Raw genomic sequence first — 25,742 nt, 5'->3', positions numbered from 1 at the left:
TAAGTTTTCTGCAGGGTAAAGTAAAACGTGGGGACCATTGGCGGGTGAAATAGCCCCCAAGGGGCCAGCGTTTGGCAGCAGCACCCGCAAGCACGTCGCAACAGGGGGGCTTCGGGATGCCTCGCTCGACCACAGGGCCACCATCGACAGACCCGGCGAAGGGCTGATATTCCCCACCAGCCGCACCGCACACCAAGGGAAATCCTGCCCATAGGTCCAACCTCGGCGCGCCACTATTGCTCACCTTGCATGGCTGAGAGGGCGTAACGGGCTTGCTCCTGGGTAAAACCACGCCCCATCAGATATTTGAGCCACTTCAGGCGCAGTTTGAAGTCGGCAAAGTCGGTCGCCTTTGCCCGACGCGACAACAACGCAAGCGCCAGTTCGAACCAGTCGAGCTCGGGTTGATCCAGGGCCGCCTCGATCTGGGTGTCATCCAGCCCCTTGCGACGCAGGTCGAAGCGGATCCTGAGCGGACCATGGCCTTTGGCCGCACCGGCCCGCACCGCCATGGCACCGTAACGATCGTCATTGACCCAGCCATAGCCACGGCAATGGTCGAGTACAACGGCGACCACCTCCTCCTCGAATCCCTTCTGACGCAGGCGTCTGGCCAGCTCGGATTCAGCACTTTCGCGGCGGGCAAGACTGCGCATGGCAAAGGCGCGGGCGGCGGCGACCTGCTCTTCAAAGGTCAATTCGACGGGCTCGCCCGGCTCGTTCACTGATTCATCCACCATAAACAACAAGGCCGGGTATCAACCCGGCCTTTCCTCATTCCTTATTCGAACTCTTGTTCGTTTTCGGCTTCAAACTCGGCGTATTCGGCAGCCGTGGCCTTCTCCTCCACCGGCGCGGCGCCGGAGAGCAGCAGCTCGCGCAGCTTCACTTCCACCTCGGCAGCCAGTGCCTTGTTTTCGGAGAAGAGCTTCATCACGTTGGCTTTACCCTGGCCGATCTTCTCGCCGTTGTAGCTGTACCAGGCACCCGCCTTGTCGATCAGCTTGTGCTTGACGCCCAGGTCCACCAGCTCGCCCTCCTTGGAGATGCCGGCACCATAGAAGATCTGGAATTCAGCCTGCTTGAAGGGTGGCGCCACCTTGTTCTTCACTACCTTGACGCGGGTCTCGTTACCGACCACTTCGTCACCCTCCTTGATGGCGCCGGTACGACGGATGTCCAGGCGCACGGAAGCGTAGAACTTCAAAGCGTTACCACCGGTGGTGGTCTCCGGGCTGCCGAACATGACACCGATCTTCATCCGGATCTGGTTGATGAAGATGCACAGGCAGTTGGCGTTCTTGATGTTGGCGGTCAATTTACGCAGCGCCTGGGACATCAGACGAGCCTGCAGGCCGACGTGGGAGTCACCCATCTCCCCTTCGATTTCCGCTTTCGGGGTCAAGGCCGCCACGGAGTCGACGATGATGACGTCGACGGCATTGGAGCGCACCAGCATGTCGCAAATCTCCAGTGCCTGTTCACCGGTATCCGGCTGGGAGATGAGCAGGTCGTCGACGTTGACGCCCAGCTTGGCGGCATAGATAGGATCCAGTGCGTGCTCCGCATCGACGAAGGCACAGGTCTTGCCCTTCTTCTGGGCTTCGGCGATCACCTGCAGGGTCAGCGTAGTTTTACCGGACGATTCCGGACCGTAGATCTCGACGATACGACCGCACGGCAGACCACCGATCCCCAGCGCCACGTCCAGAGAGAGAGAGCCGGTGGAGATGGCTTCGATATCCATGGTCTTGCTGTCGCCCAGACGCATGATGGAGCCTTTGCCAAACTGCTTTTCGATCTGGCCCAGCGCAGCCGCCAGTGCCTTCTGTTTGTTCTGATCCATGCCAATCTCCGCTGGGAATCGTGAGTAAGAAGTGAAGTTGGGCTAAGTATACTGTTTATGCATACAGTATCAAGCCCAATTTATTTGAGCAGTGCCAGGAGTCCGGACAAGGCCTGTCTGACCGCCTGCTGGCGCACCTGATGGCGATCCCCATCGAAACGGGCGAGCAGGGAGTGGTGACGACCGGTACGATCTGCCCAGGCAAACCAGACAGTGCCGACCGGTTTCTCCTCGCTGCCACCACCAGGCCCGGCGATACCGCTGATGGCCACGCAGATACCCGCATCGGAGCGAGCCAGGCAGCCCCGGGTCATCTCCAGCACCACGGGTTCGCTGACGGCACCGTGGCGCAACAGGCTATCGATGCTGACGCCGAGCATCTGCTGTTTGGCTTCGTTGGTGTAGGTCACGAAACCGCGATCGAACCAGGCCGAGCTGCCGGCAGTATCCGTGATGGCAGTGGCAACCCCGCCGCCGGTGCAGGATTCCGCCGTGGCGGCCAGCCAGCCTCTGGCCAGCAGTGCTTCGCCCAGTTCCCGGGATAAGCGGGAGATCTCTGCTTCAAGTCCCATCATCGCGTCCTCTTCCGGCCTCTTCCAGGCGAAATATGGCGCTCATTATGCAGTTGCCCCGCTCCTCGGGCAACCGACCCCGGGGCCACTGCGTCAGCATGTTGTCATCGCTTAAGCTCCAGTACATGGCTGCTCATTATCATGTTCCAACACCGCCATGCATGCGGTTTCCATCCCATCAGACCAAGGAGAAAGCCGGATGAAGCATCCGTTCAACGTCGCCATGACAGCCCTCGCAATGTGTATCGCCACCCATGCCTTTGCCACCGAGGGCACCGCCGAGCTGCAGAGCGAGACCACCCTGGCCCAGGAGCTGAACCTCTCCAGCGCCCAGGTGGAGCAGATCAAGGGGCTGCGCGAGCAGGCCACCAGGGAGCTGAGCTCAATCAAGCTAGACGCAATCGGCCAGGACGTCATCGTCAACATGATCAAGTCCGGCAAATGGGATGAAGTGGCGGCGAGAAAGCAGTTGCAGACCATCAGCGACGTACAGGCCGAGGCCCGCTACCATCGCGCCCACTACCTCTTCGAGGTGAGCCGGGTGCTGACGCCCGAGCAGAAAGCCAAGCTGCACGAGATGCTGAGTGGCGGCGAGGCCATGTACTGAGGGCGACACTCTCCCCGTCTCTCCCATCCCCGCATCCGTGCGGGGATGCTATTTCTCCTCCCCCATGCCTCTTTTCGGCCAGGCTCCCCCCAGGCCACTCTGGTCAGCATCATCCGGATGCACAGATCCGCGACGGGATGCCGGCTTTGCCCCCAAGACGGAGATTCCTCCTCACCATCTTGCCTCGAGCATGTAGAATGGCCCCCAGATTCAGACCCATGACGGCAGACGTTTGCCCGCAAGAGCACCTTCTGGAATAGCACATGACAGCACAATACCAAGCGCCAGGCGCCAACTTGAGCGCCCACACCCCCATGATGCAGCAGTATCTGACTCTCAAGGCCGAAAACCCGGAGATCCTGCTGTTCTATCGCATGGGTGACTTCTACGAGCTCTTCTACGACGACGCCCGCAAGGCCTCCCAGCTGCTCGACATCTCCCTGACCAAGCGCGGCCAGTCGGCCGGCAGCCCCATCCCGATGGCCGGGGTGCCCTATCACGCCATCGAGGGGTATCTCGCCAAGCTGGTACAGCTCGGCGAATCGGCCGCCATCTGCGAGCAGGTGGGGGATCCCGCCACCAGCAAGGGGCCCGTGGAGCGCAAGGTCATTCGCATCATCACCCCGGGTACCGTCTCCGACGAGGCGCTGCTCAGCGAACGGCAGGACAACCTGATCGCCGCCGTCTACCACGATGGCCGCCGCTTCGGTTACGGCACCATGGACATCGGCTCCGGTCGCTTCTTCATCAACCAGTTCGAGAAAGAAGAGACCCTGCTGGCGGAGCTGCAACGCACCAATCCGGCGGAGCTGCTCTACCCCGAATCGTTCGCCTTCCTGCACCATGTCGAGGGTCGCCGCGGTCTGCGTCGCCGCCCGGAGTGGGAGTTCGAGCTCGGCACCGCCCGCAAGCTCTTGTGCCAGCAGTTCGGCACCCAGGATCTGGTGGGCTTTGGGGTCGAGCAGAGCGAGACCGCCCTGTGCGCCGCCGGCTGCCTGATGCAGTACGTGAAAGACACCCAGCGCACCGCCCTGCCCCACATTCGCAGCGTGCGCCTGGAGCAGCCCGATCATGCGGTCATCATGGATGCCGCCACCCGCCGCAATCTGGAGCTGACCCAGAATCTGGCTGGCGGCCACGACAACACCCTCTCCGCCGTGCTCGATTGCACCGCCACGCCGATGGGCAGCCGGCTGCTCAAGCGCTGGATCCACCAGCCGATCCGCGATCGGGTGATCCTCAAAGGTCGCCAGAGCACCATCAAGGAGCTCATCGAGCAGAACCTCTATGACGAGCTGGGGAGCCTGCTGCGCCAGGTCGGCGACGTGGAGCGGGTGCTGGCGCGCCTCGCCCTGCGCAGTGCCCGCCCGCGCGATCTCACCCGGCTGCGGCAGGCTTTTGCTCAGCTGCCCGAGTTGCAGCGTCTGCTGGCGGAAAGCGAGCACGAGGCGGTGCAGCAGCTGCGCGAGCGGGCAAGTACCTTCCCCGAGCTGTTCGACCTGCTGGAGCGTGCCGTGATGGAGGTGCCGCCGGTGCTCATCCGCGATGGCGGCGTCATCCGTGAAGGGTTCAATCAGGAGCTGGACGAGCTGCGGGATCTCGCCAATGGCGCCACCGCCAGCCTGGCCCGCATCGAGGAGCGGGAGAAGGCGCTCACCGGCATCAACACCCTCAAGGTGGGCTACAACAAGGTGCACGGCTTCTATATCGAGGTGAGCCGCGCCAACAGCCACCTGGTGCCGGCCCACTACATCCGCCGCCAGACGCTGAAAAACAACGAGCGCTACATCATCGATGAGCTGAAGAAGTACGAGGACAAGGTGCTCACCGCCCAGGCCCAGGCGCTGGCGCTGGAAAAACGTCTCTACGAAGAGCTGCTCGACGCCCTGCTGCCGCATCTGGGCGATCTGCAGGAGTCTGCTGCCGCACTGGCGGAGCTGGACGTGCTGGCCAACCTGGCCGAGCGGGCCGAGACCCTCGACTATCGCTGCCCCACCCTCATCGACGAGGATCAGATCCTCATCGAGGCGGGCCGCCATCCGGTGGTGGAGCAGGTGATGACCGACCCCTTTATCGCCAACCCGATACGGCTGGAGCGGGAGCGGCGGATGTTGATCATCACCGGCCCCAACATGGGCGGTAAATCCACTTACATGCGCCAGACCGCGCTCATCGTTCTGCTGGCCCATATCGGCGCATTCGTGCCCGCCGACAGCGCCCGCATCGGCCCCATCGACCGCATCTTCACCCGCATCGGGGCGTCGGATGATCTCGCCTCCGGCCGCTCCACCTTTATGGTGGAGATGACCGAAACCGCCAATATCCTCAACAACGCCACCGCCCGCAGTCTGGTGCTGATGGACGAAATTGGCCGCGGCACCAGCACCTACGACGGCCTCTCGCTGGCCTGGGCCTGCGCCGAGCAGCTGGCAAGCAAGATTGGCGCCTACACCCTGTTCGCCACTCACTACTTCGAGCTGACCCGCCTGCCCGAGCTGATGAGCGGGCTGGCCAACGTCCACCTGGATGCGGTGGAGCACGGCGACACCATCGCCTTTATGCACGCGGTGCAGGAAGGTGCGGCCAGCCGATCCTACGGCCTGCAGGTAGCGGCGCTGGCCGGGGTGCCGAAATCGGTGATCCACCAGGCCCGCCACAAACTGCACGAGCTGGAGAGTGCCACTCCGGTGGCCGCCGGCGAAAGTCGTCCGGCTCCGGTCACTCTCGCCCCGCAACCCCATCCTGTGGTGGAGGAGCTGGCAGCAGTTCGCCCGGACGAGCTGACCCCGCGACAGGCCCTTGACCTGCTCTATCGACTCAAGCAGATGCTGTAGCTACCGACCGCCGAACAGGCATGAAAAAGGGGAACCGCGAGGTTCCCCTTTCGTTTGACCGAACCTGTCATCAGCCCGGACCGATGCGATCCATCAGGCTCAGATTGACCGACCCCGGATGGCGCTTGAGCTTCTGCCTGTATTCGAACTGGTGCTGGCTCTCCTGTTTGAGCCCCTGCATCAGGGAGTAGCACATGGCCAGCATGATGACCGAGAAGGGCAGCGCGGCGATGATGCTGGCGGCCTGCAGGGCGGCAAGCCCGCCGGAGACCAGCAGAATGGCCGCGACCAGCCCCTGCCCCAGCCCCCAGATGGCGCGGTGCAGCACCGGGGGATCCTGATCGCCGATGGAGAGCAGCGTCGTAATCACGAGCGTGCCCGAATCGCTGGAGGTGATGAAGTAGGTGCAGATAAGCAGGGTCAGCACCCCCTTGGCAATCCAGCCGAAGGTATCCCAGTGCAGCAGTTCCACCGTCTTGTAGAGCGCCATGGTGACATCCTGATTGACCGCTTCCACTACGCCGCCGCCACCGAACAGCTCCAGGTTCATGGCAGTCCCGCCGAACACGGTGAGCCAGAGCATGCCGAGCAGGGAGGGCACCAGCAGGACACCGAGCACGAATTCACGAATCGTGCGGCCCTTGGAGATGCGGGCGATGAACATGCCGACAAAGGGTGCCCACGCGATCCACCAGCCCCAGTAAAATGCGGTCCAGCTGGACTGCCAGGCCGAGGTACCGTTGGCTTCGGTATTGGTCCAGAAGCTCAGCTTGACGATGTTCTGCAGGTAATCACCGATGTTCTGCACATAGGCGTTGAGGATATAGGTGGTTGGCCCCAGCACCAGGAAGAGGCCCAGCACGAACACGCTCAACCAGATATTGAGTTCGGAGAGGATCTTCACCCCGCGCCCGACGCCGGAGATGGCCGACAGGGTGGCAATCAGGCTGATGCCACCGATGAGCCAGAGCTGGTTCGCTTGTGACACGCCCATGCCGAACATCTGATTGAGGCCGGTGTTCATCTGGGAAACTCCCAGCCCAAGGGAGGTCGCCACCCCGAACACGGTACCGAACACCGCCAGCACGTCGGCGGCATGGCCCCAGAAGCCGTAGATGCGATCGCCAAGAATGGGGTAGAGCACGGAGCGGATGGCCAGCGGCAACTTGCGCCGGTAGCTGAAGAAGGCCAGCGACAGGCCGACGATCACATAGATGGCCCAGGGGTGCAGACCCCAGTGGAAGAAGGTGAGGCGCATGGCGATCTGGGCCGCTTCCGGCGTCATACCTTCGGTGATGAAGGGGTTGCCCTGCAGGTGATACATGGGCTCGGCGATACTCCAGAACACCAGGCCTATGCCCATGCCTGCGCTGAACAGCATGGAGAACCAGGCAAAGTAGCCAAACTCCGGTACCTGGTCGTCGTCGCCCAGCCGGATGCTGCCAAAGCGGCTGAACATCAGGTAGACGGCGAAGAACAGGAACAGGGCGACCACCAGGATGTAATACCACTTGAAGCCAGCAATGATGGTGTCCTTGGCCCCGGTAAACCAGGTGCCTGCGGTATCCGGATCAAAGACGCCGAACAGCAGGAAGAGGGTCACGACGGTGAGGGCCGTCATGGCCATGGTGGGATTGAGGCCTTTCAAAAGCCCTTTGGTTGCTCGCATCGGGCCTCCTTAGTCGTTGTTGAAAAAGTCTTCACCCACGTGATCGCCGGCACCGCCGATGGCGCGATAGGCCAGACGACCTGCCACCTGCTCACGGTGATCCACCAGGGTCACCGACGGCTGACCGTTCACTGCGTGGCGTTTGCCGAGGAAGATCGCCATGGGCACCCCCAGATTGGAGACACCGCTGGTGATCCAGAGGCGGTTGAAGTCATAGGAGCCACCGATGAACTCCAGCTGTGCCAGCCCATTGTCCAGACCCGCCAGATAAAAGTTCATGGCACTCTCGTCGGGGAAGAGGTGAACCAGCACATAGGCATAGCGCAGCTCATTGACCAACTCCTTTAGACTGAAAGAACCTGTGTTGCTGCAAGAGAGCGGCAGCTCGCCATCGTAGTGGTGTACCTTGAGGTTGTTGGGGTCCTCGTCATAGGCAGGTTGATAACGCACAAATGCCGCGGTATCAGGCAGTTCATAGCGAACTCTGACCACGCGCAGATCGGCAACCAGGGACTTGATATCCAGGTCGTCATGCATGATTTCACTCCTCAAATATCGGGTTGGAATGGGGCAATTGTCCGATAACCTAACACAATATTCATTAGAGCTAAAACCATTACATCAAAAACCATATTGACCTTGTTATGGATTAGGCGGAGAATTTCGCGCCTCTCCACAGCCCTGCGATGACCCAGACCCCATGGAAAAACATGATGAAGTGCTGATCGCCCTGCGCCAGATCATCCGTGCCATCGACATGCACTCCAAGCGCTTGATCAAGGAGGCCGGCCTGACCTCGCCTCAGCTCCTGCTGCTCAAGGGGATCGACGAGCTTGGCCAGATCTCCATGCGCCAGCTGGCGGATCACACCAACATGAGCCAGGCCACCGCCACCACCATCATGGACCGACTGGAGAGCCGCCAGCTGGTGCAGCGCATTCGCAGCGAAACCGACAAACGCAAGGTGCATGCGACGCTCACTGACGCGGGACGTGCCCTGCTTGCCCAGGCTCCGACCCCCTTGCAGGAGAGTTTCATTCAACGCTTTCAGGCGCTGGAGAACTGGGAGCAGGGGTTGTTGCTCTCATCCCTGCAACGCATCTCCGCCATGATGAATGCCGACGGTATCGATGCCGCCCCCGTGCTGAGTGTCAGCCCCCTGACCGAAGAGCGGGCCTGAACTGCAGTGCCTAATCCTGAAGTCCGTTTACATGTTTTCAGTTAACTTCTGGCACTCAGAACCCGATGTACCGCATCGGGGATTCTGCATTGCGAGGCCTAATGCGATCATTCTAGGTTATAACTACCCACCACCTTATGCACCATCTTCCTCGTCTACACTAGGCCCTACGGGCTTTGCTACAGCAACTCTCCTTTCAGTATCCCGTTCACCCGCTCTGCCAGCGCATTCTGATAACAGTCATACCCATCAGTCATCGAGTACTGTACTCCGTACCGTTCATACAGCGTCTGATTCAAGCCTGAGCAATACTGCACCCTGCCGTCCGAGTGATGGATAAACTCCCCGCTGCCACACCGTTGCTTCAGTGCTCTCTTGAGCGCCATCACCACCAACTCAGCATGCATCCCTTCGTGCGTGTGATGCCCCGCTATCTTACGCGAGCAGGTATCCGTCACCAGGCTCAGGTAGAGTGGCCCGCTCTTTGCTGGCAGGTAAGTGATGTCGGCAACCGAGACCTGCCCTGGCGCCACCGCAGTGATTTTCACCGGGCCGGGTTTGAGCAAGTTGGGATGGCGATAGAAACGCTGAAAACTGTGGAGCGTCTTGTGATAGGCCCGTTTGGGCTGCACCAACAGACGGTGCTCGGCCAATATCCTAAACAGTCTGTCCCACCAGACCGTCAGCCCAGCATCGTCTTGGCCCTGCAGCAGATAATGCTACTTGTGGATGCCCACCCGTAGTGAACTTTGCGCACAAAGCTCACCACCTGCTGCCCTTGTGCATGACGCAAGTCGGCGACCCGATTGCGATTGTAGTCAGCCTAACGGTTTATTCCGAGGAACCAGCAAGCACTGAAGATGGTCAGCTTTTCGACATACCGCTGCGAGAGAGCTTACCAGGTCGTTTTTTACGATTGAGGCGCTTTCAAAGAACTGAGCCTCCAGGCTCATCAGCGCCAGCTACTCGAGCTCCTTGATACGCTGTTCAGACATTTGGTTGTCGGGATCAGGCATGATGTGATCCTGCCAGCTCTAATCGATGCTCCCTGGCTCCAACCCTGCAGACCATGCTTATGCAACCATACCAGAATGGTCGAATTGCCCTGAATGCCATATTGGAATTGTGTCTACTGGTAGGTGAGTTCACCTTTTTCAATCTGCTCGACCAGGGACAATTTAAACCTCAGTGAGTAATCGCGCTGTGTGCGTTTCACACCTTGTCCCATCGAGATCTCCATCTATTCGGGGAAGAAGGTATAAGCCATATTCAGGACGGGGACAATGGGAAAAGAAAAAGCCCAGCATTGCTGCTGGGCTTTTTATTTGGCTCCTCCTGCTGGGCTCGAACCAGCGACCTGCGGATTAACAGTCCGTCGCTCTACCGACTGAGCTAAGGAGGAATTATTCGTGGTGCCCAGAGACGGAATCGAACCGCCGACACGGGGATTTTCAATCCCCTGCTCTACCGACTGAGCTATCTGGGCAAATGGTGCCGGCTACCGGAATCGAACTGGTGACCTACTGATTACAAGTCAGTTGCTCTACCTACTGAGCTAAGCCGGCACACTTCAAACCATTGTGCATGAACACGTTTTTATTTCATGGCACCAAAATATGGTGCCCAGAGACGGAATCGAACCGCCGACACGGGGATTTTCAATCCCCTGCTCTACCGACTGAGCTATCTGGGCGTGGGCGCTATTAAACGGATTTTAGGGCAGGTGGTCAACGGGAAATTTCACTTTTCGTCTCGTTCGTCTCTTTTTTGCGCAGCATCATCCATTTTCATCACTTCTGCTGGTGGGACCGCTCCCCGGCGCCCCCAGAGGCGGGACTCCTCCCCCTTGAGCAGGCGGGTAATATTCTCGTGATGACGGATCAGGATGAGACAGGAGAGCAGGGAGACCGGCAACGTGTATTCCGGTTTGAGCAGATAGGTAAAGAGCGGGGTCAGCAACACGGTCACGATGGACGCCAGTGACGAATAGCCGCTCACCAGCAGCACCAGCAGCCAGGTGGTGATGACGGCGCCCCCCATGGCAAACCCAATGGGCAACATGGTGCCGAGGGCGGTGGCGACGCCCTTGCCACCACGGAAGTGGAAGAAGAGGGGGTACATGTGGCCCAGACAGGCGGCCACCCCGATAAAGCCGAGGTAGACGGGCTTGATCTGCAGATACCAGGCGAGGTAGACGGGGGCCATCCCCTTGAGCACGTCGAGAAGCAGTACGATCAGCGCCGCCATCCGGCCGCCGAGGCGCAACACATTGGTCGCCCCCGGGTTGTGGGAACCATGGTCACGGGGATCCGGCAGACCCGTGATGCGGGAAACCAGCACGGCACTGGACAGCGAGCCGCCCAGATAGGCCAGAATAATCATCAAAATCGTCAGGGCCGTCATCTTGGTCGTTTTTACCACGATATGAATGGGGTATGATGCGGGCCACATTCCCAGGCCCGGGCTTGCCCGAAAGCGTGTCGCCCAAACCGGCCGCCAGCGGCAATCTGCTTGCCGGGCCTGCATCCCTGCGCTGTTTTCACAGCCCATCAAGAGTAAAGAAGAAGTACTGTCATGGACAAGGTGTTTATTCGCGGACTCGAGGTTTTGACCACCATAGGGGTATATGAGTGGGAGAAGGGCATTCGCCAGAAGCTCTGTTTCGACCTCGAGATGGGGTTTGACAATCGCCCAGCCGCCGCAACCGACGATATCAATCTGGCGCTGGATTACGCCACCCTCTCTCGCAAGATCTGTGATCACGCCCAAGGCAAGATAGTGGAGCTGGTCGAGACCATGGCCGAGCAGGTCGCCGCCCTGGTGCTGGAAGACGAGCGGGTACAGTGGGTCAAGGTGACCCTGACCAAACCGGGTGCCGTGCCCAATGCGGCAGGCGTCGGGGTCGAGATCCTGCGCCATCGCACGCCGGCTGCGAGCGCCAACTGATGACCCGCATCTATATCAGTCTGGGATCCAATATCGATCGGGAACGCCATATCCGCGCCGGCCTCGATGCCCTGCACGCCGAATTCGGCGAGTTGCAGGTCTCCCGGGTATTCGAGAGCGAGGCGGTGGGCTTCAACGGCCGCCCCTTCTACAACCTGGTGGTGGGTGCCGATGCCGAGCTGCCCCTGGCAACCCTGTGCCAGCGGCTACGCGCCATGGAGTTCGCTCACGGCCGCGAGCCGGATGCCAAGAAGTTCGCCCCGCGCACCCTGGATCTCGATCTGCTGCTCTACGGCGAGCTGGTCTGCGAGACACCGCTGGTGCTGCCCCGCGGCGAGATCCTCACCAACGCCTTCGTGCTCTGGCCGCTGGCGGAGCTGGCACCCACATTCCGCCACCCCATCGATGGTCGCACCATTGGTGAGCTGTGGGCAGGTTACGACAAAGCCTCCCAGCGCCTTGACCCCATTCCCTTCCACTGGAAAGCGGGCGAATTGCAGCATCACTGAACGACAAGGGCACCCTCGGGTGCCCTTGTTGATGACTCCGCTGATGACGGATAAGAAACAGTGATTGGGCCTGCGCCGGTGCAAGTGGCAGGATGACCGCCATCACAGGAGAACCCCATGCCACTCGATGCCATTCACGACTTCAACCGTCAGTTGCTCACCGACCTGCCCCACCAGCGCTTCGAGCACGAACCCATCCTCGATTACGCCACCGACGAGCGGGTCAAGGCTCGCCTCGGCTGGCAGGCCGAGTTCAGCAAGACCCTTTTCCTCAAATTCAAGGATGGTCGCTTCGCCCTGCTGCTGACCCACAGAGACGGCCGGCTCGACAGCAAGGCGGTCAAGGCGGCGCTCGGTGCCAAACCCTCCATCTGCACCGCCGACGAGATGCAGACCGAGATTGGCTGCCTGCCGGGAGCCGTCTGCCCCTTCCTGCCCCGCGCCGACATCCCCCTGCTGGTGGATCCCTTGCTCATGAATCACCACGCCTTTACCTGGACGCCGAGCCACCCCGAGCAGACTTTCCTGCTGGAGACCACCCACCTGGCCGGACTGCTGGCCCGATTGCCCTGCGACGTGAGCTACCTGCCCGCCCCCTGAGCCTGGGACTCAGCGCTTTTCCCGCGCCAGCTGGGCGAAGATCAGCGCCGCCAGCATGGACATCAGGCCGATGCACAGATAGGTGAGGTGGAACCCCTCCAGCCAGCGGCCACTCTCCTCGGGCTGGCCGATGGAGAAGAGCCCCAGCAGGCTGGCGGCGATGGCCACCCCCAGGCTCATGGAGAGCTGCATCACCACCGACAGCAGACCGTTGCCGCTGCTGGCGTGCTCGCTGCTGAGATCCTGCAGGGTCAGGGTGTTCATGGCGGAAAATTGCAGGGAGTTGATGGCGCCAAAGACCGCCAGCCACACCAGCAGTACGCCGTGGGGCACCTGGTTGTCGATGAAATAGAAGCTCGCGATCATGGCCCCGAGCGCCAGGGTGTTGCCGATCAGGATGCGGCGATAACCGATGCGCGGAATGAGCTTGTTCACCAGCGTCTTGGTCAGCATGGCGCCGATCACCGTGGGGATCATGGTCATCCCCGCCTTGCTCGGGGAGAAGCCGAGCCCCAGTTGCAGGAAGAGCGGGGTGAGAAACGGCATGGCGCCGCTGCCGAGGCGGGCAAACAGATTGCCCCAGATACCGATGGCGAAGGTGGACGTCTTGAACAGCGCCAGACTGAACAGGGGCTGCTCCGCCGTGGCGGCATAGAGCCAGTAGCTCGCCATGGCGGCCAGACCGAACAATACCGCAAACAGGGCCCAGCCGGTTGAGATGCTGTGCTCCCCCAGGCCTTGCAGACCGACGGATACCAGCACCATGCCGACACTGAACAGCACAAACCCCTGCCAGTCAAACCTGGCGGTGTGTTGGCGAAGGTCGGGCATGAAGTGCCAGCTCGCCACGAAGCCGAGCAGGCCCACCGGCAGGTTGATGAGGAAGACCCAGTGCCAGCTCGCCACCTCCACCAGCCAGCCCCCCAGGGCCGGGCCGATGAGGGGGCCGAGCAGACCGGGGATGGTGACGAACGACATCACCCTCAGCAGCTCATGCTTGCTGTAGACCCGCAGCACCGCCAGACGCCCGATGGGCATCAGCAAGGCCCCCCCGACCCCTTGCAACACCCGGGCGATCACCAGCATGGGCAGGGTGTTGGCGATGGCACAGGCCAGGGAACCCAGGGTAAACAGCAGGATGGCGACCAGATAGACCCGGCGGGTGCCGAATCTGTCCGCCAGCCAGCCGGAGGCAGGAATGAGCAGGGCCACCGTCAGCATGTAAGCGATGATGACGGACTGCATCTGCAGCGGACTCTCGCCCAGGGTCTCGGCCATGCTGGGCAGGGCGGTGTTGAGGATGGTGCCATCCAGGGTCTGCATGAAAAAACCGACCGCTGTCAGCCAGGGCAGCCATTTGCGCTGGGCGGGCGTCACCATCGGGGAGCTGTCAGGCATGGTTCTGTCTCTCCTCATCACATAAGAAAAGACCCGCACGAGCGCGGGTCATATCAGCATATCAGGCATCCGGCTGGCCGAGCATGGCCTTGAGGTGCTCTTCCAGGCTGGGTTCGGGGGCCTTGAGGGTCGAGAGGAACAACTGCTCTATGCCTACCCTGTCCTGGCTCTTCACGATGAACACCAGCCGGGACTGGGCCTTGCCTTCGGGCCACTCCCCCAGCGCCTGCAACGGATAGAGCTGGCCGTGCACGCCGTGGATCACCACTGGCTGGCTCTCCCCTTCCAGTTGCAATATCCCCTTGAGACGCAGCAGGGCATCACCGTATTGCGCCTGCACCGCATCGATGGCGGCCAGCAGGCGGGAGGGCTTGAGCGGCTCGCCGATGCGCAGGGAGAAACTTTCTATATTGCCGTGCTCGAAGCGGGTGGGCGCGGCCGTCCCCACCTTGGCGGCAAACGGCGTCATCTTCGGCTGCATGGGCGAAGCCAGCCCCTGTTTCGGGGATTCGGTACGCAGCCAGGCCAGCAACTGGCGCACGTCGCGCCCCGCCGCCTCGTTGTAGGCGCCGAGCTTCTCCAGCACCGCGGGTGAGAGCACGCCATTGCTGACCCGCTGGATGGGGGCTGCCGGATTGAGGGTCGCCAGTTGGGCTTCCACCCGAGCAAGGGTCTCTTCATCCACCAGATCGCCCTTGCTCACCACCAGCAGATCCGCCAGCGCCACCTGTTTGACCGCCTCATATTGAGCCGCAAGCTGCTGCTCGATATGGCCGGCATCCACCACGGTGACGGTGCCGTCGAAGCGGTAGCGCTGGGCGATAAAGCCCTCTTCCCTCAACGTGAACAGCACGGGGGCCGGATCGGCCAGACCCGTGGTTTCGATGATCAGCCGTTTGAAGGGTTTGATTTTGCGCTGGATGGCTTTCATGAAGAGCCCCTGCAGCGCCTCCACCAGGGAGCCCTGCACCGAGCAGCAGATGCAGCCGGAATCGAGCAGCACCACCTGCTCGTCCACCTGCTGTACCAGATGATGATCCAGCCCCACGGAGCCGAACTCGTTGATGAGCACGGCGCACTCCCCGAGCTCGGGCTGCTTGACCCAGTGGTTGAGCAAGGTGGTCTTGCCGCTGCCGAGAAAGCCGGTCAGCAGGGTCACGGGGATGCGGGTGTCTTGCATGTCTGTCATCGGGTTGCCCCCCCTCTGATCGGCAGGAGGATGGGTAAGCGAGTGTCTTGCATATCGGTCATGTCAGATCCTTACCGGTTGGCGAACAGGTCGCCGAGCCAGCGGTTTTCGAAACGGCCATGGGGGTCAAGCTCCCGCTTCAGGGCCAGGAAGTCGTGCCAGCGCGGCAACAGGGCCGGGAAGTCGTAGAGGTCCATCGCCAGGTGCTTGCCGAAATGGGGAATGCCGCCGAGGGGCACCAGCAGTTGCTGCAACTCGCGCATCTGCTCCATGGAGCCCCCGACGAAGGTCCCGTCCGCCGCCAGATAGACCAGAAAACCTATCCAGCACACCGACTTGTCATGGGCGGCACTGAGCCAGGCCACGGATGGACCGGTGCAGCGCAGGATGAAGGGGTAGTGCAGCACGCCGGGGTTCGCCTCCTGCCATGCCTGCAGGATTTCAAGGGCCTCCCCCATGCGTTCGAGGGGCACGGCCACCTCGCAGTTGATCTGGGGTGCAGGGATCCCCTTGCAGAGGATCTGGTAGACGTTGCCCACCAGATCCGAGGCGTCCTTGAAGCGGCGTACCGTCTCGAAGTGCTCGCCTGCCCTGGCCTCGTCCTTGGTGTCTCTGGCCATCTTCTGCAGGGTCGCGTCTATGGTGGCATTGAGCGCCAGGTTCATGCGCTCGTCCATGTCTCCCTCCAGCACCAGCGGCTCGCTGCCCCCGGCCCGGTAGCGGGCCACCTCGTCATCGGAGGCGGGATCCACCAGCCAGATGTGGCTCTCGCCGGTCCAGGCGAACCACCAGCTCTTCACGAAGGCGTGCTCCCGGTTGAGGCGCTCGTTGTGTTCCAGCAGGAAGGGGTAGTCGGTGGTGAACTTGGTGCAGCGCATGATGCGGTTGGGCACGGTGTTGAGGGTCACATCCAGCAGGATGCCGAGCATCCCCATGCCCATCACGAAGGCGCCGAAGCGCGGATCGGTGCGATCCACACGGATGATGTCGCCGCTCGCCAGCATCACGGTCAGGGCAGCCACCGCATCGCACAGGGCGGACTGGTGCAGTCCCTGCCCATGGGTGCCGGTGCTGAGCGCTCCACCCAGGGTCTGGATGCCGATGACGCCGGGGGACGCCGGCAGCATGCGATCCATGGCGATGAGGTCGGCATAGACGGTATCAAGCGGCGTCCCCGCCAGGTAGGTCACCGTATCGGCAGTCTTGTCCAGCTGGCCGCGCAGGTGGTGCAGGTCCACCAGCAGCGCCTGGCTGCCTTCGGCGTAGACGCTGTGGATGGGTTCGAAAGAGAGGCCGGAGCCGATGAGCCGCAGCTTGCGCTCGGGGTATTTCCGCAGCAGTTGCTGCAGCTCGTCACGGGTCGTCGGGCGCCACACCTGATCAAGGGCGCCGAGGGGGTTGGTTCTGGACCAGTTGAACAGCACCTCCCGATTGCCAATCGCCTTGATGCTGTGAAATGCCTGGAACCTGACCGTCATACCGCGCCTCATCTGACTTCAAAATGAGCGCCAATTCTACCGAAAAGTGGCTGCCAAGGCATGAAAAACAAGACCCTACAGTCGGGGGTGGATAGGGGGAGCGCCCCTCCCCGCCTCAGCGCGTTTGCTGGGTCAATGCCAGCAACATGCCGAATCCCACCAGCAGCCCCCCGAACACCCGATCGATCCAGTGGCGTACCGCCAGCAGTCGGTCCCGCACCGCAGGGGTGGAGAAGAAGAGCGCCACCGCACCAAACCAGAGGGCGTGCGCCAGCGCGATGAAGGCGCCATAGCCGATCTGGACCGCCAGCGGCGTCTGCGGCTGCACCACCTGCATGAAGAGGCTGACGATGAAGATGGTGGTCTTGGGATTGAGCACATTGGTCAGAAATCCGGTGCGCAGCGCCCCCAGGCTGGAGAGGGCAGGCTGACAGATGCTCTCTTCATCGGCAGCCGGTTTGGCCCGCAGCATCTTGATGCCGAGGAAGATGAGATAGGCGGCCCCTGCCAGCTTGATGAGGTTGAACAGCCAGAGGGATTGCTGGATCAGCAGGCCCACCCCCAGCAGGGTGTAGGCCACGTGCACGCAGACCCCGGCCGCGATGCCGATCGCCGTCAGCACGCCGGTGCGGCGCGAGAGCAGCAGGCTGTTGCGCGACACCATGGCAAAGTCGGGTCCGGGGCTGATGACGGCAAAGAGGGTAATGGCGACAACGGCTAACAGTTCGGTCATGAAAAGAGTCCTGATTAGAGGGGATATCGGCTATTTTATTTGCCAATAACACCAATAACGAACGATGATTCCTGACATGAATGGTGAAAAAAACTCACAAAAAGCCCTCTCGCTTCCTTCCCTCACCGCCCTGCGCTGTTTTGAGGTGGCGGCCCGCACCGAGCATTTCGGCCGCGCCGCCGACGAACTGCATCTCACCCATGGCGCCATCAGCCGGGCGGTACGACTGCTCGAGGAGGATCTGGGGGTCATGCTGTTCGAGCGGCGCCAGCGCCGGGTCTTTCTGACCGACGCGGGTGAACGGTTCTATCAGGCGGTCAGGGAGGGGTTGGGCAGCATCCGCCAGACGGCGCAGGCCCTGCGCCAGCAGAGCCGCCCCCAGTCGCTGGTGCTCTCCTGCGAACCCACCCTCCTGATGCGCTGGCTGATCCCGCGCTGGCCCGCCTTCCAGGCTCTGCACCCGGAGCTGGACGTACACCTGATGGCGGGCGGCGGCGCCCTCAGCTTTGGCAGCGGTATCGATCTCGCCATCCGGCGCAACGACTTTCACTGGCCTGCCGAGCTCTACAACCAGTTGCTGTTCGAAGAGCGGACCGGCGCCGGGCAAGGTGGCGCACTTTTTTGAATCCAGGGGGGATGTGCAGGCCCTCAGGCCAACGGCCCCCCGTCTGCACACCAAGACCCGTCCGGGCGCCTGGCTGGAGTGGCAGCAGCACGCAGGCATGTCCGCAGACGAGGAGGTGCCGGGTCAGACCTTCGAGCACTTCTATTTCAGCCTGCAGGCGGCAGTCGCCGGGCTGGGAGTCGCCATCGGCCCCTACCGCCAGGTGTGCGACGATATCGAGGCCGGTCTGCTGGTGGCACCGCTCGGCTTCGTCCCCGACGGCACCGGCTATCACCTGCTCGCCCCCGCCCCTCCCGAACCCGGCAGCCCCCACGACATCCTGGTGAACTGGCTGCACAGCCTGGTGGGCGCGGCCTAGCCCTGGGCGGTGCGCCCGGCAGCGACCTGTATCTCTCCCGCCGTCAGCTCCCGGCAGAACTGGCGTATCGGCATGGGGCGGGCAAACAGGTATCCCTGCAGATACTGGACCCCCTTGCCTCTCAGATAGGCGGCCTGCTGCTCCGTCTCCACCCCTTCGGCCACCAGGGACAACCCCAGCCGTCCCCCAAGGTCGATGACGTTGTCCACGATGTGCTCGGAGAGGGACTCCGTCCCGATACGGCCGATGAAGGAGCGGTCGATCTTGAGATAGTCCACGTGGAATTGCTGCAGATAGATGAGGCTGGAGTGGCCGGTGCCAAAGTCATCGATGGCGAGCTGCACCCCCATCTCGTCGAGCTGGCGAAACAGGGAGAGGGTCTGCGGGCTGGTCACCAGCAGCTCCCGCTCCGTGAGCTCCAGCACCAGCACCACCCGTCCCGGAACGAAGTGGCCGAGGAAGTCGCGGCACTCCGCCACCAGGGAGAGGTCCCGGCAGTGGATGGCACTGATGTTGAAGCTGATGTGAAATGCCTCGGACAGCTGCTCCTGCACCGGGTGGAGTGTCTTGGCCACCGTCTTCATCAGGTTGACCGTCATGGGCACGATCAGGCCAGACTCTTCCGCCTGGGGGATGAAGAGATCGGGGCGGATCAGCCCCTCGGTGGCATGTTGCCAGCGCATCAGTACCTCGGCTCCCACCATCTTGCCGCCCTTGCTGGCGATCAGCGGTTGCAGATAGGGGACAAACTCCCTGGCTCGCAGCCCGCGTCTCAGCTCGTCCGTCAGGGCCCCCGGCCGCCCAAGCAGCCACCACACCAGCAGTGAGAGCACCAGCGAACTGGCTCCCAGCCAGATCAGCTGCAGATGGCGAGCCTCCCACAGGGCACGCCAGTAGATCGGCATGGCATAACCGGCGTGGATGGTGAAGGGGTAACGCTGGGAGGCGAGTATCAGGGCAAACTTGCTGTGCAGTTTCGGCGGATCGCTTTGGAAGTGGCCGGACTCATCGAGCCAGGCGGACCCCACCTGCAAGAACAGCTCGCTGGGATCGCTGCTCAGGGTAAGCATGAAACTGAGCTGACTGCTGTCAATGGCGCTCAGTGCCGCATCACGCCCCCGCTCCTGACGCACCACCAGCAAGGGGTGATTCTTGCGCACCAGGTTGCCGCTCATCAGCAGCAACTTGCGATCCGTGTAGCGGGAGCCGTCATCCACTTCCCTGGCAGGCCCGAACAGCGAGGTGCAGTTGATGATCCCCTGTCGCACCAGATTGATGGAGCGCAGGAACGGCTCCAGCGCCACTCGCTTGCGCAGCAGCAGCAGGTTGTCGCTGCAAGGTCGACCGGCCAGCGGCAATACCTCGAGGTTGGCCCGCTCGGCCTGATCCAGCATGCGCTCCAGCAAGGTTCTGGCCTTGCTGGCTGACGCGCTGGCATCGTTCTTCAGCTCCTGCTCGTAGCTGTCGTGCACCATCCACCCTCCCACCACCAGGGGCAGGGCCAACACCAGCAGGGCACAACCAAGGCGCCACTTCATGCGGGCCAGATCAATCCGGAACAGAAACATAGCAACCACGCCGCAATGCGCGGGCCCGCTTCGCAGGTACCGCGGTATAAAAGTGCCCACCAGGAAACGGTGGGGCCATCATGGCCAGACAACGAAAGCGCAACGCGCGTACCAGGCAAATCGACGACGCCGTTGCTGGGCATGGCGGGTCATTATCGCGCAGCCCCCTGAAATGGAAAATGCCGCGTCGAGACGCGGCATTGTTATTTTCAGTGGTCAGACCGGCGAGTCTCAGACCGCTTGCTGCAGGATCACCGCATCGGCCTTCTTGGTGTAGGAGGCGATCTCGTTGAAGTTGAGGTAGCGATAGGTGTCGGCCGCAGTGGCGTCCAGCGCCTTGGCATACTGCAGATACTCTTCCACGGTCGGGATCTTGCCAATGATGGCGGCAACCGCGGCCAGCTCGGCAGAAGCCAGATAGACGTTGGCCCCCTTGCCCAGACGGTTCGGGAAGTTGCGGGTGGAGGTGGAGACCACGGAGGCCCCTTCCGCTACCCGCGCCTGGTTGCCCATGCAGAGGGAACAACCGGGTATTTCGATGCGAGCACCGACGCGACCAAAGATGCCGTAGTAGCCCTCTTCGGTCAGCTGATCCTTGTCCATCTTGGTGGGGGGGGCGATCCACATGCGGGTCGGCAGCTCGCCCTGATACTTCTCGAGCAGTTTGCCAGCGGCGCGGAAGTGGCCGATGTTGGTCATGCAGGAACCGATGAACACCTCGTCAATCTTGTCACCCGCCACGTCGCTCAGCAGACGGGCGTCGTCCGGATCGTTCGGCGCGCACAGGATCGGCTCCTTGATGGTGGCCAGATCGATCTCGATGATTTCGGCGTACTCGGCATCCTTGTCCGCTTCCATCAGTACCGGGTTGGCCAGCCACTCTTCCATCCCCTTGATGCGGCGGGTGATGGTGCGCACGTCGCCGTAGCCTTCAGAGAGCATCCACTTCAACATCACGATGTTGGACTTCAGATACTCGATGATCGGCTCTTTATCCAGCTTGATGGTGCAACCGGCGGCGGAACGCTCGGCGCTGGCGTCCGCCAGCTCGAATGCCTGCTCCACCTTCAGGGTCGGCAGACCTTCGATCTCGAGGATGCGGCCGGAGAAGATGTTCTTCTTGCCCGCTTTCTCGACGGTCAGCAGCCCTTTCTGGATGGCGGCGTAGGGGATGGCATGGACCAGATCACGCAGGGTGATGCCCGGTTGCAGCTCGCCCTTGAAGCGCACCAGCACGGATTCCGGCATGTCCAGCGGCATCACGCCGGTGGCGGCGGCGAAGGCCACCAGACCAGAGCCAGCCGGGAAGGAGATGCCGATGGGGAAACGGGTGTGGGAGTCACCACCGGTACCCACGGTATCCGGCAGCAGCATGCGGTTCAGCCAGGAGTGGATGACGCCGTCGCCCGGACGCAGAGAGACACCGCCGCGGTTCATGATGAAGTCCGGCAGGGTGTGGTGGGTCTGCACGTCGATGGGCTTGGGATAAGCGGCGGTGTGGCAGAAGGACTGCATGGTCAGATCGGCAGAGAAGCCGAGGCAGGCGAGATCTTTGAGCTCGTCGCGGGTCATCGGGCCCGTGGTGTCCTGAGAGCCGACCGTGGTCATCTTGGGTTCGCAGTAGGTGCCCGGGCGGATGCCCTCCACGCCACATGCCTTGCCCACCATCTTCTGGGCCAGGGTGAAGCCCTTGCCGGTGTCGGCAACAGGCTGCGGACGACGGAACACGGTGGAGAACGGCAGACCCAGCGCTTCGCGGGCCTTGTCGGTCAGGCCGCGGCCGATGATCAGCGGAATGCGGCCACCGGCGCGCACTTCATCGATCAGCACCTCGGTCTTCAGTTCGAACCGGGCCAGCACCTCGTCGGTGCCGTGGCGGGTGATCTTGCCCTCATAGGGGAAGATGTCGATGACATCGCCCATTTCCAGCTTGGAGACGTCCACTTCGATGGGCAGGGCGCCGGCATCTTCCATGGTGTTGAAGAAGATGGGGGCAATCTTGCCACCGAGGCAGACGCCGCCGGCACGCTTGTTCGGCACGAACGGAATGTCGTCGCCCATGAACCAGAGCACGGAGTTGGTGGCGGATTTACGGGAAGAGCCGGTACCGACCACGTCACCCACGTAAGCCAGCGGGAAGCCCTGCTCTTTCAGGGAATCAATGGTCTTGATGGGGCCGATGACGCCATCCTTGTCCGGGGTGATGCCGGGACGGGCGTTCTTCAGCATCGCCAGGGCGTGCAGCGGAATATCCGGGCGGGACCAGGCGTCCGGCGCCGGCGACAGATCGTCGGTGTTGGTTTCGCCGGTCACCTTGAACACGGTGACGGTGATCTTCTCGGCCAGGGCCGGGCGGTTCAGGAACCACTCGGCGTCAGCCCAGGATTGCAGCACCTGCTTGGCGTGGGCATTGCCCGCCTTGGCCTTCTCTTCCACGTCGTGGAAGGAGTCGAACATCAGCAGGGTGTGAGAGAGGCCCTTGGCGGCAAGAGGAGCCAGGGTCGCATCGTCCAGCAGGTCGATCAGCGGCTGAATGTTGTAACCACCCTGCATGGTACCGAACAGCTCGACGGCTTCGGCGGCAGTCAGGATGGGGGAATGGGCCTCGCCCTTGGCGACGGCGGTGAGGAAGCCGGCTTTCACATAGGCCGCTTCATCAACACCCGGGGGAATGCGGGAGGACAACAGTTCTTTCAGAAAGTCCTGTTCGCCGGCGGGCGGGTTCTTCAACAGCTCGACCAGGGCGGCGACCTGCTCTGCGTCCAGAGGTTTGGCGACCACGCCTTCGGCGGCACGTTCTGCGACGTGTTTACGGTATGTTTCAAGCACGACTAATTCCTCTTTGGTCTTTTTTTTGGGGTTCGCCCAAGCTCGCGGCGATCGTCCTTGCGGGACACCCGTAGGGTGCCCCCCACTATATAAGTTTTAACGACTAATTAAAATCCAAACCCTGTGCAGTTATTCATCAAACCAGCATAACCATATAAACCAATTAGGTTTTTTTAGAGTGACAAGCCGCCCACCCAAGGTGAGTTAACAAAAAGGCAGCATTTCGCCCTTATTGGAACGTAGTGCCCAATTGCAGATAGAACATGTCGTGTCCCCCCTCCGCCACGCCATAGCCGAGGAAGATGGGACCGAGGAAACTCTCCACCCCCATATAGAGGGAACCCGAGGTATAGGAGGATTCGATACTGATGTCCTCTCCCTTGTCCCAGACCCCCCCTTGCTCGAGGGAGCCCCCGAGGAACAGGGGCGCCTTGAAGGCACCGAAGTCGTTGTCCGCCACCCGGTAGATGTAGCGCAATCCGCCAAACAGGCTGTAGCGACCGCTCAACTGGTAATGCTGGAAGCCGGACATGCGGAACAGCCCGCCCAGATCCTGCACGAACAGCGGTACCGTCTCCTGGGAGCTTGAGCCGCCCCCTTCCAGCATCAGGTTGAGGCTGTGCCTGTCCCAGGACCAGGGCTTGATCATCACCAGCCGGTAATTCACCCCCTCGGCCTGCTCGGAGGGCGCGTCCGCGGGGTCGAGATCGACGTAGGAGTAGCCCCCCTTGATGTCCCAGTAGACCCCCTGATAGGGGAAGTAGCGGCTGTCGAGGGTGTCGTGCTCGAAGCGGATGTAGGGGCCCCAGGCGGAGGCATCGGCATCCGCGTTGGTGAGGTTCTGGATCTCCACGCTGCCGATCTTGCCCTCCAGTCCAAGGGAGAAGCGACTCCAGGGCTGGCGATTCCAGCCGACGGCAAGATCCACGCTGGTGAAGCTGTATTCGGAGTCCAGATAGCTGACCCCGGACGACGACCTGCTCTCTTCCGGGAAGAAGACCCGTCGCTGGGTCTTGTCGTAGGCCAGGCTCGTCTCGCCGAAGTAGGTCTGGGAGGGCTCCAGCGGGGTGTAGAAGTCGGTCTTGAGGTGCTTGGCGGTCCCGAGGGACGCCTCGGTCAGCCACTCGCCTCCCCAGTCGTTGACGTTGGTGAGGGTGTAGGACATGCCGACGTTGTAGTTGGAGCTGCTCTCGAAGTCATCGGAGAAGCCGAGCTGGAAGTTGAGATAACCCGGCCCCCAGTTCTTCTCGCTGGCGTCCACCACCAGCACGTTCTCCCCGTCCCGCTCCTCCACCTCGTAGGTGATGCGATCGAACGACTCCAGGGCGTAGAGGCGACGGATCCCCGCCTCCAGGCTCTCGTAGGTCTGCACCTTGTCCGGACGCACGTTCAGCATGGCCCGCACCGTGTCGTCGGAGAGGCGCGACTTGTTGATGATCTCCACCTTGTCGATGTAGTAGGCGGGCTGGCCGCTGCGCTCGGCGCGCCGGCTCAGCTTGCCGTTGCGATAGTCGGCGTAGGCGGCGGGCGAGAGAGAGAGTGCATCGAGCCGGGCCGCTGCACTGTTGGCGACCGCCTCCCCGATCTTGATCCCCTCCGGCATCAGGGCGAAGTCGGCGATCCCCATGTTGCCGAACTCGGGGGTCAGCAGGATGTCCTTGGGGCCCAGCAGCGCCTTCTGCTTTTCGGTCCCCACCTGGGTCATGTAGGTGGTGAGCTGATCGATCATGGCCAATCCCGACTTGAGGGACTCCCGGGTACGCAGCTTGGCGCTGATGTCCACCGCGATCACCACGTCGGCCCCCATGGCCTTGGCCACGTCCACCGGCATGTTGTTGACCGTGCCACCATCGGCCAGGATGCGGCCGTCCCAGTCCACCGGCTTGAGGGCACCGGGAATGGACATGGAGGCCTGCATCGCCTTGGCGAGGCTGCCGTGATCCAGCACGAAGGGGGTCACCGTCTCCATGTCGGTCGCCACCGCGCGATAGGGGATAGGCAGGTTGTCGAAGCTCTTTTGCGCCGGCAGGTTGGAGGTGGCGTGGCGCAGCAGGCTGGCCATGGACTGTCCCTGGAAGAAGCCGTGCGGCAGCTGGGTCTGGTCACCGTTGACCCCGATGTCGGTGCGCAGCTGGTACTTCTCGGTCTGCTGCTTCTTGCGCAGGGATAGCTCGTCGCGCCCCACCTTGTCCTGATAGCCCTTGTTCCAGTCGATGGCCAGCGTCGTGCGCTCCACCTCCTCGGCGCTGAGCCCCATGGCATACATGCCCGCCACATAGGAGCCCATGCTGGTCCCGACGATGATGTCCACCGGGATGTGCTTTGCCTCCAGCACCTTGAGCACCCCGATATGGGCCGACCCCTTGGCCCCGCCGCCGCTCAGTACCAGGGCGATCCTCGGACGCTCCATCTTGGTTGCCCCCGGGTTTCTGGCCGAAGGCGCGGGATCATTGGCTCCGGCCGCCGCCATGAACGGCAGGGTCGCCAGCAGGAGCACGAGCAGGTGGGTCCATCCCCGATGAAAGATGCGCATATGAGAGTCCATAAATCCGGTGCGAGTCGAGCGGGCAGGCCGCCAGTCAGGTGCAGCCTACTATAAGTGCAAGCACTTTAACCGCAAGCCGGGGTGCTGGCGAGGGGTCGCCCCGCTTGCGACGATGTCTCGGCAAAATCGGGCGCCAATCCAGCCCAATCCGGGTGTGAGCGCAAACGTTAATCGACAATAAAGGTTCATCGCGGCTTTCCGGGGAAGGCCGCCTTGATTTTCAGAAAAAAGTATTCTGAGTCCCTAAATCCATATG

Annotated in this window: 19 protein-coding genes, 4 tRNA genes and 2 pseudogenes; 7 read left to right on the top strand and 18 right to left on the bottom strand. The window is 62.0% G+C overall.

Features of this window, described 5'->3' with window-relative positions; all coding sequences use genetic code 11:
• Positions 1-233: 233 nt before the first annotated feature.
• The 3 genes from PG896_RS09115 to pncC all read right to left on the bottom strand — a co-directional run bounded on the left by PG896_RS09115 (position 234) and on the right by pncC (position 2,418).
• Entirely contained in the window at positions 234-740 is a 507-nt protein-coding gene (locus PG896_RS09115; RefSeq protein ID WP_052815401.1) for a regulatory protein RecX, read from the bottom strand.
• A gap of 41 nt (positions 741-781) precedes the next feature.
• Complete coding sequence (gene recA / locus PG896_RS09110) at positions 782-1,846, bottom strand: recombinase RecA (RefSeq protein WP_043154135.1); 1,065 nt, start codon at positions 1,844-1,846, stop codon at positions 782-784.
• An 80-nt stretch (positions 1,847-1,926) separates the two neighbouring features.
• On the bottom strand, positions 1,927-2,418 hold the full coding sequence (gene pncC, locus PG896_RS09105; protein WP_029313644.1) for a nicotinamide-nucleotide amidase: 492 nt from the start codon (positions 2,416-2,418) through the stop codon (positions 1,927-1,929).
• A gap of 199 nt (positions 2,419-2,617) precedes the next feature.
• Here pncC and PG896_RS09100 point away from each other — a divergent pair, with 199 nt between their 5' ends.
• The gene (locus tag PG896_RS09100; RefSeq protein ID WP_043154133.1) at positions 2,618-3,025 is read left to right on the top strand and encodes a Spy/CpxP family protein refolding chaperone; all 408 of its coding nucleotides are present in this window, start codon (positions 2,618-2,620) and stop codon (positions 3,023-3,025) included.
• Between the two features lie 263 nt (positions 3,026-3,288).
• Positions 3,289-5,859 carry a DNA mismatch repair protein MutS gene (gene mutS, locus PG896_RS09095; protein WP_039040927.1) on the top strand — a complete coding sequence of 857 codons (2,571 nt, stop codon included), beginning with the start codon at positions 3,289-3,291 and terminating at the stop codon, positions 5,857-5,859.
• Positions 5,860-5,929: 70 nt separating this feature from the next.
• Here the strand turns inward: mutS and PG896_RS09090 are convergent, their stop codons facing one another.
• Positions 5,930-7,528: a BCCT family transporter gene (locus tag PG896_RS09090; protein WP_042879412.1), complete on the bottom strand. Its 1,599-nt coding sequence runs from the start codon at positions 7,526-7,528 to the stop codon at positions 5,930-5,932.
• 9 nt (positions 7,529-7,537) lie between these two features.
• On the bottom strand, positions 7,538-8,065 hold the full coding sequence (locus PG896_RS09085; protein WP_010672814.1) for a hypothetical protein: 528 nt from the start codon (positions 8,063-8,065) through the stop codon (positions 7,538-7,540).
• A 163-nt stretch (positions 8,066-8,228) separates the two neighbouring features.
• On the opposite strand from PG896_RS09085, the gene PG896_RS09080 reads away from it, so the two are divergent.
• A complete protein-coding gene (locus PG896_RS09080; protein WP_010672813.1) occupies positions 8,229-8,708 on the top strand; it encodes a MarR family winged helix-turn-helix transcriptional regulator in 480 nt (159 codons plus the stop codon).
• Between the two features lie 182 nt (positions 8,709-8,890).
• On the opposite strand, the pseudogene PG896_RS09075 reads toward PG896_RS09080, so the two are convergent.
• From PG896_RS09075 to plsY, 6 genes and pseudogenes are all read right to left on the bottom strand, one after another.
• Positions 8,891-9,936, bottom strand: a pseudogene (locus tag PG896_RS09075) (IS3 family transposase); the annotation flags it as partial.
• Between the two features lie 98 nt (positions 9,937-10,034).
• Positions 10,035-10,110, bottom strand: a tRNA-Asn gene (locus PG896_RS09070).
• An 8-nt stretch (positions 10,111-10,118) separates the two neighbouring features.
• A tRNA-Phe gene (locus PG896_RS09065) sits at positions 10,119-10,194 on the bottom strand.
• A 3-nt stretch (positions 10,195-10,197) separates the two neighbouring features.
• A tRNA-Thr gene (locus tag PG896_RS09060) sits at positions 10,198-10,273 on the bottom strand.
• Positions 10,274-10,325: 52 nt separating this feature from the next.
• Positions 10,326-10,401 (bottom strand) — tRNA-Phe (locus tag PG896_RS09055).
• Positions 10,402-10,448: 47 nt separating this feature from the next.
• Entirely contained in the window at positions 10,449-11,111 is a 663-nt protein-coding gene (plsY, locus tag PG896_RS09050) for a glycerol-3-phosphate 1-O-acyltransferase PlsY (protein WP_029314836.1), read from the bottom strand.
• A gap of 171 nt (positions 11,112-11,282) precedes the next feature.
• On the opposite strand from plsY, the gene folB reads away from it, so the two are divergent.
• From folB to PG896_RS09035, 3 genes are all read left to right on the top strand, one after another.
• Positions 11,283-11,654, top strand: coding sequence for a dihydroneopterin aldolase (gene folB / locus PG896_RS09045; RefSeq protein WP_010675798.1), 372 nt, complete (start codon positions 11,283-11,285; stop codon positions 11,652-11,654).
• Positions 11,654-12,163, top strand: a complete 510-nt coding sequence (folK, locus tag PG896_RS09040) for a 2-amino-4-hydroxy-6-hydroxymethyldihydropteridine diphosphokinase (protein WP_270835626.1) — start codon at positions 11,654-11,656, stop codon at positions 12,161-12,163. The genes folB and folK overlap by 1 nt, the downstream gene beginning before the upstream one ends.
• A 117-nt stretch (positions 12,164-12,280) precedes the next feature.
• Positions 12,281-12,763 (top strand): YbaK/EbsC family protein, encoded by a 483-nt coding sequence (locus PG896_RS09035; RefSeq protein ID WP_270835625.1) that lies wholly within the window; start codon positions 12,281-12,283, stop codon positions 12,761-12,763.
• A gap of 9 nt (positions 12,764-12,772) precedes the next feature.
• Here the strand turns inward: PG896_RS09035 and mdtD are convergent, their stop codons facing one another.
• From mdtD to PG896_RS09015, 4 genes are all read right to left on the bottom strand, one after another.
• Entirely contained in the window at positions 12,773-14,161 is a 1,389-nt protein-coding gene (mdtD, locus tag PG896_RS09030) for a multidrug transporter subunit MdtD (protein WP_239054125.1), read from the bottom strand.
• A 61-nt stretch (positions 14,162-14,222) separates the two neighbouring features.
• Positions 14,223-15,350, bottom strand: a complete 1,128-nt coding sequence (locus PG896_RS09025; RefSeq protein WP_069785561.1) for a CobW family GTP-binding protein — start codon at positions 15,348-15,350, stop codon at positions 14,223-14,225.
• Between the two features lie 71 nt (positions 15,351-15,421).
• On the bottom strand, positions 15,422-16,828 hold the full coding sequence (locus PG896_RS09020; protein WP_210538644.1) for a D-arabinono-1,4-lactone oxidase: 1,407 nt from the start codon (positions 16,826-16,828) through the stop codon (positions 15,422-15,424).
• A gap of 115 nt (positions 16,829-16,943) precedes the next feature.
• Entirely contained in the window at positions 16,944-17,561 is a 618-nt protein-coding gene (locus PG896_RS09015) for a LysE family transporter (protein WP_010675804.1), read from the bottom strand.
• A 76-nt stretch (positions 17,562-17,637) separates the two neighbouring features.
• Between PG896_RS09015 and PG896_RS21155 the strand changes: the two are divergent.
• Positions 17,638-18,544: pseudogene (locus PG896_RS21155) on the top strand (LysR family transcriptional regulator).
• Here PG896_RS21155 and PG896_RS09000 read toward each other — a convergent pair.
• From PG896_RS09000 to PG896_RS08990, 3 genes are all read right to left on the bottom strand, one after another.
• The gene (locus tag PG896_RS09000) at positions 18,541-20,112 is read right to left on the bottom strand and encodes an EAL domain-containing protein (RefSeq protein WP_102949056.1); all 1,572 of its coding nucleotides are present in this window, start codon (positions 20,110-20,112) and stop codon (positions 18,541-18,543) included. The pseudogene PG896_RS21155 and the gene PG896_RS09000 sit on opposite strands and share 4 nt — an antisense overlap.
• Positions 20,113-20,343: 231 nt before the next feature.
• Complete coding sequence (gene acnB / locus PG896_RS08995) at positions 20,344-22,941, bottom strand: bifunctional aconitate hydratase 2/2-methylisocitrate dehydratase (protein WP_270835623.1); 2,598 nt, start codon at positions 22,939-22,941, stop codon at positions 20,344-20,346.
• Positions 22,942-23,170: 229 nt separating this feature from the next.
• Positions 23,171-25,474, bottom strand: coding sequence for a patatin-like phospholipase family protein (locus PG896_RS08990; protein ID WP_270835622.1), 2,304 nt, complete (start codon positions 25,472-25,474; stop codon positions 23,171-23,173).
• Between the last annotated feature and the right edge of the window lie 268 nt (positions 25,475-25,742).

Source organism: Aeromonas sp. QDB30 (genome assembly GCF_027707645.1).
GTDB lineage: Bacteria > Pseudomonadota > Gammaproteobacteria > Enterobacterales > Aeromonadaceae > Aeromonas > Aeromonas caviae.
Note: the sequence above shows the minus strand (reverse complement) of the source record. Positions and strands in the feature narration are given on the sequence as shown.